Raw genomic sequence first — 13,880 nt, 5'->3', positions numbered from 1 at the left:
GTAGCTATTTTTGAAATTCCTGCAAAGCCCTCATATAGTTGGCTCTTTCATAAGCGGCAGGATTTGGTGTATTTTTCAAAGAAAGACTTCCTCTCATCTGTCTTATGGATTCATACTCCTCTTCTCTCATCCAAAGAGTCAAATCCTCTAAGAGTTTTGATACATACTCTTCGCCGTTTTTTATGATGGCTGATACCATTTGTACCGCATCGGCTCCACTCATGACGGATTTGAGTACATCTTGATAAGTATGGACTCCCCCGGAAGTACAAAGGTAGGTATCGACCCTGTCGAACATGATACCAGTCCACCTCAACGCTTCACTCAAAGCCGAAGAATCGGTAAGGGTGATCTTCCTTTTTGTTTCAAGATTTTCTATATCTATATCTACACTTGCCTGTCTGTCAAAAAGTACCAGAGCGTTCACTCCGGCTTCCACAAATTTTTGAGCCATATTTAAAGGGGCTGAGAAAAACGGACTCATTTTAAGTGAAATCGGTATCTTGACATTTTCTCTTACTGTTTTTACATCATCAAGATATATCTGCTCTATATCTCTTCCGTCAAGTTTCGGATCGGTTGGGATATATATGATATTTAATTCCAGTGCATCAGCTCCTGCTTCTTCAAGTTTTGATGCAAACTTCATCCATCCGCCACTGCTGACTCCGTTTAAACTGGCGATAACAGGGATATCCACACTCTTTTTTATCTCACTTATCTCTTTTAGGTAATCTTCACTCTCGATATTGTCAAAATTATCCAAATCCGCAAAATATTCCATAGCTTCGGCGTAACTTGCACTTCCTTGAAAAAGAAAGAAGTCAAGTTCATGAGCTTCGTGATTTATCTGCTCTTCAAATATAGAGTGCATCACTACCGCACCTATGCCATTATCCTCTAGTTTTTTTATCCTGTCAATGGAGCCGGTGATATATGATGCACCGGCAATGATAGGATTTTTTAAAGTTAGTCCTAAGTATGTAGTTTCAAGTGACATTTTACTCCCCCTCTTTTATAAATTCTGTATTGGCGATGGCTTGATACTTTTTATACATTTGTTCAGCATGGTACTGTGCGGTATGTAGATATTCTTTTGCATGTTCACTGCTTATCTTTTCAACCATTTTAAATCTCGTTTCAGTGTACATGAAGTCTTTTACAGGGATTTTAGGACCCTTATAGTCAAGAGTCATAGGATTTTTGCCCTCTTTTAAAGCTTCGGGGTTATATCTAAAAGTAGGCCACAAACCACTGTCTACCGCTAACTTTTGATGTTGCATACCATATCTTAGATCATATCCATGGGCTACACAGTGAGAATAAGCTATGATGATAGAAGGTCCGTCATATTTTTCAGCTTCCATAAATGCTTTGACCACTTGTTTATCGTTCGCTCCCATAGCCACTCTTGCAACATATACATTTTCATAAGCTATAGCCATCAAGGCTAAATCTTTTGGCATAGCAGCCTTTCCGCTTGCTGCAAACTTAGCGGTTGCTCCTGTTAGTGTAGCTTTTGACTGCTGGCCTCCTGTATTGGAGTAAACCTGAGTATCAAGGACAAGTATATTGACATTTTTACCGGTTGAAAGAACATGATCAAGTCCACCGTATCCTATATCATAAGCCCATCCGTCACCACCTATGATCCATACTGATTTTTTAACAAGATAATCAGCAAGTCCAAGCAAAGTTTTGGCTTCTTCACTTCCTATTATTTCCAACTCTTTTTTAAGCTCACCAACTCTATCCCTTTGGGCGTATATCTCCTCTTCTTCTACTTGCCTTGCATTTAATATATCAGCTACCAAGTCTCCATCAAGCTTGTCTGCCATACTTTTTAAAAGATCTCTTGCCTGTTCTTGGTGCTTATCGACTGTAAGTCTAAGTCCCAAGCCAAACTCGGCATTGTCTTCAAAAAGTGAATTGACCCAGGCGGGACCTCTGCCGTCTTTGTTTTTTGTCCACGGAGTTGTAGGCAAGTTTCCACCGTATATAGAGGAGCATCCTGTAGCATTGGCTACTAACATCCTATCACCAAAAAGTTGACTTGCAAGTTTTATATATGGTGTTTCACCACATCCGGGACATGCACCGCTAAATTCGAACAATGGCTGAAGAAGCTGAGAATCTTTCATCTTAGAGTGATTTAACTTGCTTCTGTCAAACTCGGGAAGTTTCAAAAATGCATCCCAGTTTTTGGCACCCTCTTCTCTTAGAGGAAGTTGCTCATGCATATTGATAGCTTTCAAACTTGCGTTTGATTTGTTTTTGGCAGGACATACTTCAACACAAAGTGTACATCCGGTACAATCCTCAACAGCAACTTGTATAGTAAATTTTTTACTATCATCAAAATCCCTACCTTTTGCTTTTGCAACTTTAAAGCCCTCAGGAGCATCTTTAAGATCACTCTCATCAACTATCTTGGATCTTATAACCGCATGCGGACAAACCAAAACACACTCATTACACTGGATACAAGTATTTGGATCCCATACGGGAACTTCAAGCCCGACATTTCTTTTTTCATACTGGGTTGTACCGCTTGGCCATGTTCCATCAGCCGGTATGGCACTGACCGGCAGTTCGTCACCTTTGCCTTCTATCAGTTTTCTGGTGATCTTCTGAACGAATTCAGGCATATTGTCACCTTTTATAACAGGCTGCAACGGAATATCGCTTGTAACCTTGTCTGGTACTTTCAACTCATAAAGATTTGCCAAAGTATTGTCAACTGCCTGGAAATTCATCTGTACGATTTTTTCGCCTTTTTTACCGTATGTTTTTTGGATGGCATCTTTTATCTTGGCTATGGCATCATCTTTTGGAAGGATTCCGGAAATCGCAAAGAAGCAAGTTTGCATAACGGTATTGATCCTTGCACCCATGTTGCTCTTTCTTGCGACACTGTATCCGTCTATGATATAAACTTTCAACTCTTTATCAAGTATCTCTTCTTGGACTTTTTTAGGAAGTCTGTCCCAGGCTTCATCTACACCAAAAGGCGTATTCAAAAGGAATGTCGCTCCTTTTTTGGCATATTTTAGTATCTCAAACTTTTCCAAAAACACTGCCTGATGACAAGCTACAAAATCAGCCTCTTTGATAAGATATGTCGATTTTATCGGTTTTGGACCAAATCTCAAAAATGAAGTTGTTACAGAGCCCGCTTTTTTAGAGTCATATACAAAGTAACCCTGAGCGTAATTGTCGGTTTCAGTTCCTATGATCTTGATGGAGTTTTTATTGGCGCCTACCGTTCCGTCACTTCCAAGACCGAAAAATACAGCTTTAAAAGTTTCTTTGTCATCAAGTTCGAAATCATCGTCCCATTTGATACTGGTTTTGGTCACATCATCGTTTATACCGACTGTAAAGTGATTTTTCGGTTTATCTTTTTTCAACTCGTCAAAAACCGCTTTTATCATGGAAGGGGTGAACTCTTTTGAAGAAAGGCCGTATCTTCCACCGACAATTTTTGGTACTTCAAAACCGAGTTCATCCATCTCGTTCATTTCGCTAAGGGCTGTTATAACACTCATATAAAGAGGTTCTCCAACAGCTCCGGGCTCTTTTGTTCTATCTAAAACTGCGATTTTTTTAACGGTTTTTGGAAGTGATGCGGCAAAAAGTTTTGCATCAAAAGGAGAAAAGAGTCTTACTTTCAAAACTCCGACTTTTTCGCCTTGGCTTACAAGATACTCTACCGTCTCTTCCGTAGCTTCAGCAGCTGAACCCATAAGTACTATGACCTCGGTAGCGTCTTTTGCACCGTGATACTCGTAAACTTTATACTCTCTTCCTGTTAACTTGGCAAACCTATCCATCTCATCCTGTACAATAGAAGGAACTTTTTGATAGTATGGATTGACCGTCTCTCTTCCCTGGAAGTAAACATCGGGGTTTTGAGAAGTTCCTCTTATGAAAGGATTGTCAGGTTTTAAAGCTCTCTCTCTGTTTGCTCTAACCAAATCCATATCGATCATCTTCTTCATGGTCTCTTCATCGATTAGCTCTATCTTATTTACTTCATGTGAAGTTCTAAATCCGTCAAAAAAGTGTACAAAAGGTACTCTGGATCTTAAAGTTGAGGCTTGAGCTATAAGAGCGAAGTCATGAGCCTCTTGAACTGAATTTGAACTAAGAAGTGCAAAACCCGTCTGCCTAACAGCCATGACATCTTGGTGATCTCCAAAGATAGAGAGTGCCTGGGCTGCCAAAGATCTTGCGGCAACATTAAAAACTGTAGGAGTCAATTCTCCTGCGATTTTGTACATGGTGGGGATCATAAGCAAGAGACCTTGAGAAGATGTAAAAGTAGTAGTTAGTGAACCGGCCTGTATAGCTCCGTGAGCTGTAGCACTGGCACCTCCCTCACTTTGCATCTCCATTATAAGTGGAACCGTACCAAAGATATTTTTTTCACCTTTGGAGCTGTATACATCACTAAGCTCTGCCATAGGTGAAGAAGGAGTGATAGGATATATAGATATAACCTCGTTAACCTTGTGGGCGACTCTTGCAACCGCTTCATTTCCGTCAATCGTTGCAAATTTTTTACTCATAGATAACCCCTTTAAGAATTTTATTTATCATCATTTTACAACTTTAAGCTTTTAAATTTAATAATTTATAAGTTTAATGTTAAACAAAAGGGGTCAGGTTATCAACTATTAGTTTTTTTGACTCCTCTTCTTTTAAGCAAGGGTCTCAATGCATTTTCTTGCCCAAGATACAAACTAAATCCAAAACTTGTTATATAACTGGTTATAACGGCCGAAGTCATTGGTATGACAACATCGGCATGACTCATCTCTGTTATCATCACTATCGCAGCCAAAGGAGTTTTTGCCGCAGCCGACAAGGCTGAACCCATACCTGCAAGTGTGAACATAACCATTTCATCCGGGAACATATGGCCAAAGATATTGCCGGTTGCCGCACCTATGATCAGATTTGGCAAAACCAGGCCTCCCGGTATCCCAAACCCTATGGTGAGACTTGTTATCATAAGTGTAAAAATGATGATACTTATATCTACATATATAGGAAACGGAACCTGTGCCAGTTTTGATACTATACTCATATGTGCCGGGGCTGAGAGCATATCTATATCACTTGTTACAAGGTAAAGTCCTACCAAAAAAGGTATAGCTACAAGTGTACCTATGATAGGTCTTTTAAATGTACTGATTATCTTGGATATATCGATACTGAAATGAAATAAAAAGGTATATACATATGTTATAAGTGATATAACGAATCCCATTATGATGATATAAGGTATGCTCATCAATGTCCATTCGGGTTTATCACTTAGCAAGATAAACGGATGTGTCCCTCTGAAAAATGAAAATGTAAGATAACTGATGATCGAAGCAACTATCATGGGAGCAAAAGGACGATAGTCAAAGTCATACATATTTTCCAATTCCATCGCGAAGATACTGCTACCTAGGGGAGCTTTTAGAAGAGCACCTGTAAATGCACCTCCACCTATAAGGCCAAGTACATTTTTATAGCCTTTCCCAAGACCATATGACTTGCCTACCCATTCACCTATACCGACTCCAAGGAAAAATGAAGGTCCTTCACGGCCGGCTATAAAACCGCCTGAAAGTGTAAATACCGCAAGGATAAATTTATACAAAATGGATTTCAATTTTAGATACGTTTTTGATTTTAAATGCAAAACCGAATACCCTATGCCGGCTCCTGCAATGGAGTTGTCTTTTGAAGCCAAAAAACCGACCATAACTGAAACCAGCAAAGGATAAATGAGTATCAGTATGATATTTGTAGTAAGAAATCTGTTTATATTGATGATCAATACATCCATAAGAGCGGCGATAGAACCCGTTATGAGACCGACGGCTATAGCAAATGGTATCCACCTGCCAAAGAAATGCGAGATAACCAAAAGGTCGAATTTTAACTGTATATTGCTGTTTAGGCACCTCTTTATATATCCTTTGTAGTCGATCTTCTCTTCTATCGAACATCCTCCTGTCTTTTCATCAACTATACTCTCTTCATCTATCTTCGCGGTATCATCTTCTTTGGACATGCCTTTCTCCTAGTTACATTTCTTTTTCTCTTTTTATCAACTCTTTAACACCGTCGTACAAATCTCTCACGCACTCTACTTCGCCGATACCTAATCTTCTTTTGTTGCTTATATCATAAATACCGCCTTCACTTTTTGAGTGTTCACCATGCACTCCTCTTATCTGCAGATGATTTTTGTCCGTTATGGCTTTGAAACTTTCCATATCTTTCGATAACTTTGGAAGTTTTATATGCACACTTGCTCTCATGGCAGTTCCCAGGTTGGTCGGACAGGATGTTATATATCCCAAATGATCGCTTTTCAAAAATCTCATACTCTTTTCAAGCAGTTTTACACCTTTGAAAAGTCTGGTAAAAACCTTTTTTATATCCCCGCCTTTTTGCATGGAGATGATCCTAAGCTCATCCTCCTCATTTATCCATACTAGAAATGTTTTATCAATATTATGAAAAATCCCTCTGCCTTCAGGCCAATCCCGATTAAGTCCGGCAGCTTCCAAAAACCTGTCACCCTCTTTAAATAAAAAGTGATCTTTTATAAGAGTATTTTGTATCTCTTTTGACATTCCTTTTAAAGGATAATAGTGCCCCTCCAAATCATCTTTAAAAGATTTTAAAGAAGTTGAAACGATATATTCCACTTCATCTCTTTGCTTTTTTGTGATGATTGTCCCCAAAGGAAAGCCATCTAGGTTTCGACCTACTCTTATCCTGGTAGAAAGGATGTATTCATTTGCCGGATCAGGATCGGTGATGTCAAGTTTGTCCGGATCAAAATCACTTGTATGTTTTGCATCCTTGTCAAATCCGTGATACTCTTTGATGATTGGATCAAAAAGAGGAGCAAAAACTTGATAAGACTCTTTGTCTCCCGCATAAACCCCTATGGAGCTATCTATATTTTGCAATCCTGAGTTGATAGCTTTTTGCAGGGTAAAACCCTCTGGTGTCACTTTATCTTTTAATTCTTCAAAAACATCTCTTGTTAAATATTTGCAAAGCATTGACCGGCAATCTTTCGGAAAATCGGGATATTTCATATTTTTTCCTTTTTTTAAAACTATTATAAGTATAGAGCAATTTTTTTAAAAAATAGATAAATAATGTTATAATTAACTGATGTTACGCACCATATATAATTTTAGACAAGACAAGAAGGCGTTATATGCAAGGCAGATTTTCGAAAGCCTAACCGTAGTTAAGGTGAGAAAATCTAACACAGCAGATAATGCCTTATTGTCTTGCCCTTTGGGTGCTTTTTGTAACACTCCCTTACGGCGTTAGAAAGTTTCAAGTTACAGGAAGTGGCTCTTCAACTTTCTGCCTCGTAATGAAATGTTGCAAAAAACATCTAAAACTATATATGGTGCGTAACATCAGTTATAAATTCAAAAAAGATAGGATAACCATGAATACCCAAAGAGTTTTAAAAATCCTAAAAGAAGAGATAGTTCCCGCTCAAGGGTGCACTGAGCCCATAGCACTTGCTTATGTATGTGCAAAAGCCGTTCAAGTTTTAGGTGCTATTCCTGAGAAGATAGATATATATGTTTCAGGCAATATGATAAAAAATGTCAAATCTGTATCAATCCCGAACAGTAACGCAATGGTTGGCATAGAAGCCGCATGTGCCATGGGAGCGTTAAAAGGTGATGCTTCAAAGGAGTTGATGGTCATATCCAATGTCAAAGAGGATGAACTTGATGATGTATCGCAATACTTGAAACAAAACCGTATAAAAGTCATACATGAAAAAACAGATATCCCGCTTTATGCAAAAGCTGTAGTTTATGCTAAAAACCAATCCGCCATGGTAGAGATAAAACATTTGCATACAAACATAACAAAGATAGAAAAAAACGGGAAAAGCCTGCTTTTGCAAACTTGTAACGATATAGAGTTCAGCTCCGATGAAGAAGACAGGGAAAAATTAAGCATCAAAGGCATATATGAAATGGCAAACTCCATAGATTTACACCTTATAGAAGACCTGTTCGAGCAAGTCATAGAAAAAAACAGTACCATCGCACAAGCAGGGCTTGACGGAGAGTATGGAGTAAATATAGGCTGCATGATCAACAAAAATATCCAAAAAGGTTTGTATGGCAATGATCAAAGAAACAGATGTGCCAGTTTCGCATCAGCAGGAGGAGATGCCAGGATGAGCGGTTGTTCACTTCCGGTGATGACAACAAGCGGGAGTGGCAACCAGGGCATGGCGGCTTCTTTGCCTGTGATAAGATACTGCAAAGATCAAAATATCCAGAAAGAAAAACTCATAAGAGCACTTTTCTTTTCTCATCTTGCCACCATTCACTTAAAGTCAAGCATAGGAAGACTCTCTGCTTTTTGCGGGGTTATTTGCGCGACAAGTGCGGTAAGTGGGGCATTGGCTTATCTTCAAGGAGGTGACTATAAAACCGTTGCCATGGCTATAACAAACTCTTTGGGGAATATTTCAGGCGTTATTTGTGACGGAGCCAAGGCATCATGCGCTATGAAAATCGCCACGGGGGTTTACAGTGCTTTTGATTCGGCAATGCTCGCACTATCAAACAAAGCTCTACACGGAGGAGAAGGAATAGTAGCAGATGATATAGAAGAGACTATAAAAAATATAGGCTTACTTGCCAGTAGTGGAATGAAGGAGACAGATCAAGTTATACTAAAGATCATGACTCCTTCAGATTAGATTACTTTTTCATGGATAGATAACTGTTTAATGCTCCGACATAAGCTTTTGCACTGGCTTTCATGGTATCTATACTAAGACCGTGCCCCATAACTGGCATCTTACTGTCTTCAAATTTTACTTTTACCACAACTCTTGCAAGCGCATCTTTTCCTTTGGTAACGGCATCGACTTTATAATCAACCAATTCACCGGCAATCCCGCTTATCCTGTCAACTGTTTTAAACAGTGCATCTATGGTTCCATCACCTATGGCTGCATCTTTTATGATCTCGTCTTTATATCTTATAGATATGGCTGCGGTTGGAACGCCACCGCTACAGTCGCTAAGCTGCATACCCACAAGCTCATAAATCTCTTCTATTTTTGTGATTTCACTTGTAACTATGGCTCTAATATCATCATCGAACATCTCTTTTTTCTTGTCTGCCAAATCTTTAAACTTGATAAACGCTTCATCAAGCTCTTTGTCGCTGATGCTGTATCCTAGCTCCTCAACCCTCTTTTTAAAGGCATGTCTGCCGGAGTGTTTACCAAGTATCAAAGAGTTGTGGTTCAAGCCTATATCTTCTGATCTCATTATCTCATATGTCTCTTTATGTTTTAAAACACCGTCTTGATGAATGCCACTTTCATGAGCAAAGGCATTTTTACCGACTATCGCTTTGTTAGGTTGAGGAATGATACCTGTGATATTTGCAACGAGTCTACTTGTAGGATATATCTCTTTTGTATTGATATTGGTTTTGTACTCCGAGAAGATATCGTTTCTAGTTTTTAAAACCATGACTATCTCTTCAAGTGCGGCATTTCCGGCTCTTTCGCCTAGACCGTTTATGGTGCACTCTACCTGCCCGGCTCCATTTTCTATAGAAGCCAAAGAGTTTGCAAGAGCAAGTCCCAAGTCGTTATGACAATGAACCGAAAGTATAGCTTTATCTCCAACAAAATCATACAACTCTTTTATCATAGCGCCCATTTCGTTTGGCATTCTGTATCCTACGGTATCAGGTATATTTAGAGTGCTAGCTCCTGCTTTTATAACGGCATCAAGTATCTCTTTTAAAAAACCTATATCACTTCTTCCGGCATCTTCACAACTAAACTCAACATCATCTACAAAAGTTTTGGCATACTCTACTGCTTCAACTGCTTTTTGTATAACTTTATCCGGAGTCATTTTAAGTTTGTACTCCATATGAATTGGGCTGGTTGCTATGAAAGTATGTATTCTCTTATGCTTTGCGGGCTCTATCGACTTTGCCGCCGCTTCTATATCTTTTGGCAAAGCTCTGGCAAGCGAACAAACAGTGCTTTTTTCTATCTGTTCACTTATTCTTCTTATAGCATCACTATCCCCACTACTGGCTGCCGCAAATCCCGCTTCAATGATATCGACTCCAAGTTTTTGAAGTTGAAGTGCTATTTGTATCTTCTCCTCGGTATTCATCGAAGCTCCTGGGCTTTGCTCTCCGTCTCTCAAAGTGGTATCAAATATTTTTATAATTTTTGTTTTCATTGTATATCCTTATCTATTTTGTTTTAATTTATTGATTGGAAAAAGTGTGAAGTATTAGAGTTAAAGCAGCAGGAGAGAGTTTTTTATCTCGATTTTAGGTAAAAATTTTATGGCTTTTACCGTGCCAATGACACTGTCATTCATCAACTCTCCTTTGAATATTTTTATGATTATACTAAATTTTATCTTTTTTTGCAATTTTTTTTCGTTTGATAAAATTTTTATATCCTCTAGCTAAACCATAAAGTATATAAGCAGTAAATAAAAATGTCAAAGATTCTATAAGATAGAGATATATAAAAGAGAATAGGATTATCAAAATTATTAAAACTCTTTTTATATCAGTTTTTGGTAAATTTATCTTTTTGAAACTAGGATATCTGATGTTACTGACCATAAGTACCGATACTATGGCTATAAAAACCAACAAAACAAAGGAAAATCGATCTTTTAAGATATGGTATTTTTCAAAAAAAAGTATCCAAATACTTATAAACACGGCTGCGGTTGGGATGGGAACCCCTATGAAAACTGATGGCTCGCTTGAAGGACTCGTTACATTAAACCTTGCTAGTCTTAAAGCACCGAAAAGTACATACAAAGAGGTCAAAAGCGAACCCACTTTTGCATAGTGCATACCTATGTCAAAGTAAAACAGCATCGCGGGAGCCATTCCAAATGCCACCAAATCAGCCAACGAATCAAACTCGGCACCAAACTTAGAAGTAGTTTTTGTTAGCCTTGCCACCCTTCCGTCAAGTCCGTCGAATATCAAAGACAAAAGTATAAGATAAACCGCTTTTTCAAACTCTCCCCTGGAAGATGCTATGATACTTAGAACTCCTACAAATGCACTAGCTGCCGTAAAAAGATTGGGGATTATATAGACCAGGTGATGCTTACTGCTGTTTTTCATCTAAAAAGTATCCTAAAACCGTCTCTACGGCTTTGACTTTTTCACCTTCAACTACTTTTATCCTGCATTCAAGAGGTAGATAAAGATCGATCAATCCTTCGTTTAAAAAAAGATATCTATCACCTTTTCTAACCTTTTTGAAATTCTCGCAAAATCTGTAGATTTTCTTTGAACATTTACCAAGTATGGATGTAAGTAAAATATCACCTTTTAAAGAACTTCCTATGATCTCAACCCTCTCATTGAGTAATTTTGCTTTTTCATTTTTTACATCAAGAGTCAATCCGTGAATGGTATGGACTTTTTTGATATCAAGATCGAGTGGGTTTCTTAAGATGCTTACATCACAAAGTGAACTTTTTATGGAAACAAGAAGCATATCTTTTTTGAAGTATTTATCCTCTTTTACCTTACCTATATAAATGACTTTACCGTCTATGGGAGAAAAGATGGAAAGTTCATCAACTTCATACGGTATCCTTTCAGGATTTCTAAAAACAAAAGAGACAAAAAGTATAGCTATAAAAAATAGAAACGACAAAAAAGTAAGATCCAAAAGAAGAGACAGGATAAATAAAAATATCAAAAATCCTATATATCCCCATCCTTCTTTTGCGATGATCTCTGTTTTTCTACACAGCATTATCGTTACTCTTTTTTATCCTCATCGTCCTGCTTGCCATTTGGCTCTTTTTTATCTTCTTCACTCTTTTTTTCTTTATTTTCTTTCAAGCCGTTTTCAGCCGCTTGGATATCACTTTTTTCATCTTCTTCTCTTACTATACCGTTTTTCTCTTCAAACTCTTTTATGATCTTTCTTACAACTTCACCCTCAATAGTTTCTTTTTCAAAAAGTTCTTTAACGATATTTTCTATAGCTTCACTATACTCTTCAAGTGTTCCTACTACTTTTTTATATCTTTCATCTAGCATGGTTTTTACATATTCATCCAAATGCTCTGCCATCTTTTCACTGTAGTCTTTACTTGAAGCCCCCGGGATAAATCTGTTTTGCTGTTTTTCAAGCACCATAAGACCAGCTACTTCACTCATTCCATACATGCTTACCATAGCCTTTATGATATCGGTTGCTCTTTCCAGGTCATTACCGGCTCCGGTTGAAATCTCCTTGATAAATACCTGTTCAGCCGCTCTTCCGCCAAGTAGCGTATCTACCTCGGCTATAAGTTCATGCTTTTGCATAAGGTATTTGTTCTCTTCAGGTGTATTTAGCGTATAACCAAGTGCAGCCAAACCTCTTGGTATGATAGAAACTTTGGAGACTTTTTTTGCTCCTTTTGTAGTTTCAGCTATAAGTGCATGTCCACTTTCATGATAAGCTACTATCTTTTTCTCTTTTGCATTTATGCGTCTGCTTTTCTTTTCAAGTCCGGCTATAGCTCTTTCAACAGCTTCGATCAAATCTTTCTGTTTTACTTCGTTTTGGTTGTTCCTACCGGCTAACAGTGCAGCTTCGTTAATGATATTTGCCAAGTCTGCTCCGGCAAGCCCTGCTGTAAGTCTGCCTATCTCTTCAAGGTCTATATCTTTTGATAGTTTTATACCTTTTATATGTACTTTTAGTATAGCAACTCTACCTTTGAAGTCGGGTTTATCGACAAGTACTTGCCTGTCAAATCTACCGGGTCTTAAAAGCGCAGGGTCCAAAACTTCGGGTCTGTTAGTTGCCGCAAGTACGATAACCGGGGCATTATCACTGTCAAAACCGTCCATTTCGGCTAAAAGTTGATTTAGAGTTTGCTCTCTTTCATCATTTCCTCCAAGGTTTCCAGCGGCTGCTCTACTTTTTCCTATAGCATCTATCTCATCTATAAATACTATAGAAGGAGCTTCTTTTTTAGCTCCCTCAAAAAGGTCTCTTACCCTACTGGCACCCACTCCAACGAACATTTCTATAAAAGAAGAGCCTGAAACCGAGAAAAATGGAACATTCGCTTCGCCTGCAACCGCTTTGGCCAAAAGTGTTTTACCCGTACCTGGAGGTCCTACTAAAAGTACACCTTTTGGGATTTTGGCGCCAAGCCTAAGGTAACGATCCGGATGCATTAAAAAATCAACTATCTCTTTTACTTCATCTTTTGCCTCTTCAACTCCGGCAACATCGGAAAATTTTGTATTTGGTTTTTCTGAATTGACAAGTTTTTTGCTGCTTCCCATGCCAAGTATACCACCGCCGATATTTTTTTGCATTCTATTTGCCAAAAACATCCATATACCAAAAAATATAAATATAGGAAGTATCCATGAAAACAGTAGTTCGCTAAACCAGTTTGTTTCGTTAAAAGCCGTATAGGCAACTTTGTTTTTTTCCAAAAGAGGTATCAAAGTAGGATCATCTCCGACTTTTTTGGCGATATATATAACTTTTTCACCGCCATTTTTTGATATCGCTTTTATGATTGTCTGTCCTATAGCTACTTGCTGTACTTCTTTTGATTTTATCAATTCTTTGATTTGAGAGTAATTCACATTTTTAGTAATCACTCTTTGAGAAGTAGCAAAAGCACCTTCTTGCATCCCATTCATTCCGTTTGAGGGATTTACAAAACTTTTAAATACAAGTATGATCACGATAGAAAATATCGCAAATACCAACAATGGATTGTCACTGAAAAAATTATTGTTTTTTTTGTTCTTATTATCTTTTTTTGCCACTG

General features: G+C 38.1%; 10 protein-coding genes. 1 reads left to right on the top strand and 9 read right to left on the bottom strand.

What is annotated here, in order from left to right; genetic code table 11:
- Positions 1 to 4: 4 nt before the first annotated feature.
- The 4 genes from ACZ47B_RS00590 to ACZ47B_RS00575 all read right to left on the bottom strand — a co-directional run bounded on the left by ACZ47B_RS00590 (position 5) and on the right by ACZ47B_RS00575 (position 7,115).
- Complete coding sequence (locus tag ACZ47B_RS00590; protein ID WP_464894737.1) at positions 5 to 1,000, bottom strand: dihydroorotate dehydrogenase-like protein; 996 nt, start codon at positions 998 to 1,000, stop codon at positions 5 to 7.
- Position 1,001: 1 nt separating this feature from the next.
- Positions 1,002 to 4,571: a pyruvate:ferredoxin (flavodoxin) oxidoreductase gene (nifJ, locus tag ACZ47B_RS00585; protein ID WP_464894736.1), complete on the bottom strand. Its 3,570-nt coding sequence runs from the start codon at positions 4,569 to 4,571 to the stop codon at positions 1,002 to 1,004.
- Positions 4,572 to 4,672: 101 nt separating this feature from the next.
- The gene (locus ACZ47B_RS00580) at positions 4,673 to 6,073 is read right to left on the bottom strand and encodes a chloride channel protein (protein WP_464894735.1); all 1,401 of its coding nucleotides are present in this window, start codon (positions 6,071 to 6,073) and stop codon (positions 4,673 to 4,675) included.
- A 13-nt stretch (positions 6,074 to 6,086) separates the two neighbouring features.
- On the bottom strand, positions 6,087 to 7,115 hold the full coding sequence (locus tag ACZ47B_RS00575) for a phosphagen kinase (RefSeq protein WP_464894734.1): 1,029 nt from the start codon (positions 7,113 to 7,115) through the stop codon (positions 6,087 to 6,089).
- Positions 7,116 to 7,483: 368 nt separating this feature from the next.
- On the opposite strand from ACZ47B_RS00575, the gene ACZ47B_RS00570 reads away from it, so the two are divergent.
- Positions 7,484 to 8,767 (top strand): L-cysteine desulfidase family protein, encoded by a 1,284-nt coding sequence (locus ACZ47B_RS00570; protein WP_464894733.1) that lies wholly within the window; start codon positions 7,484 to 7,486, stop codon positions 8,765 to 8,767.
- A gap of 1 nt (position 8,768) precedes the next feature.
- Here the strand turns inward: ACZ47B_RS00570 and ACZ47B_RS00565 are convergent, their stop codons facing one another.
- Genes ACZ47B_RS00565 through ftsH form a run of 5 tightly spaced genes read right to left on the bottom strand, consistent with a single transcriptional unit; the run spans position 8,769 to position 13,878 of the window.
- Entirely contained in the window at positions 8,769 to 10,286 is a 1,518-nt protein-coding gene (locus ACZ47B_RS00565) for a 2-isopropylmalate synthase (protein WP_464894732.1), read from the bottom strand.
- A 60-nt stretch (positions 10,287 to 10,346) separates the two neighbouring features.
- Entirely contained in the window at positions 10,347 to 10,484 is a 138-nt protein-coding gene (locus tag ACZ47B_RS00560; RefSeq protein WP_464894731.1) for a hypothetical protein, read from the bottom strand.
- Positions 10,462 to 11,202 carry a CDP-diacylglycerol--serine O-phosphatidyltransferase gene (gene pssA / locus ACZ47B_RS00555; protein ID WP_464894730.1) on the bottom strand — a complete coding sequence of 247 codons (741 nt, stop codon included), beginning with the start codon at positions 11,200 to 11,202 and terminating at the stop codon, positions 10,462 to 10,464. Before pssA ends, ACZ47B_RS00560 begins: the two co-directional genes overlap by 23 nt.
- Positions 11,186 to 11,845, bottom strand: coding sequence for a phosphatidylserine decarboxylase (locus ACZ47B_RS00550; RefSeq protein WP_464894729.1), 660 nt, complete (start codon positions 11,843 to 11,845; stop codon positions 11,186 to 11,188). The genes pssA and ACZ47B_RS00550 overlap by 17 nt, the downstream gene beginning before the upstream one ends.
- Positions 11,846 to 11,850: 5 nt before the next feature.
- Positions 11,851 to 13,878, bottom strand: coding sequence for an ATP-dependent zinc metalloprotease FtsH (gene ftsH / locus ACZ47B_RS00545; protein ID WP_464894728.1), 2,028 nt, complete (start codon positions 13,876 to 13,878; stop codon positions 11,851 to 11,853).
- Between the last annotated feature and the right edge of the window lie 2 nt (positions 13,879 to 13,880).

Source organism: Thiofractor thiocamini (assembly GCF_055384375.1).
Note: the sequence above shows the minus strand (reverse complement) of the source record. Positions and strands in the feature narration are given on the sequence as shown.

What these genes read in the sequence shown, in the direction of transcription:
- ACZ47B_RS00590 (WP_464894737.1), bottom strand. Translation starts at nt 1,000, where the DNA reads ATGTCACTTGAAACTACATACTTAGGACTAACTTTAAAAAATCCTATC.
- nifJ (WP_464894736.1), bottom strand. Translation starts at nt 4,571, where the DNA reads ATGAGTAAAAAATTTGCAACGATTGACGGAAATGAAGCGGTTGCAAGA.
- ACZ47B_RS00580 (WP_464894735.1), bottom strand. Translation starts at nt 6,073, where the DNA reads ATGTCCAAAGAAGATGATACCGCGAAGATAGATGAAGAGAGTATAGTT.
- ACZ47B_RS00575 (WP_464894734.1), bottom strand. Translation starts at nt 7,115, where the DNA reads ATGAAATATCCCGATTTTCCGAAAGATTGCCGGTCAATGCTTTGCAAA.
- ACZ47B_RS00570 (WP_464894733.1), top strand. Translation starts at nt 7,484, where the DNA reads ATGAATACCCAAAGAGTTTTAAAAATCCTAAAAGAAGAGATAGTTCCC.
- ACZ47B_RS00565 (WP_464894732.1), bottom strand. Translation starts at nt 10,286, where the DNA reads ATGAAAACAAAAATTATAAAAATATTTGATACCACTTTGAGAGACGGA.
- pssA (WP_464894730.1), bottom strand. Translation starts at nt 11,202, where the DNA reads ATGAAAAACAGCAGTAAGCATCACCTGGTCTATATAATCCCCAATCTT.
- ACZ47B_RS00550 (WP_464894729.1), bottom strand. Translation starts at nt 11,845, where the DNA reads ATGCTGTGTAGAAAAACAGAGATCATCGCAAAAGAAGGATGGGGATAT.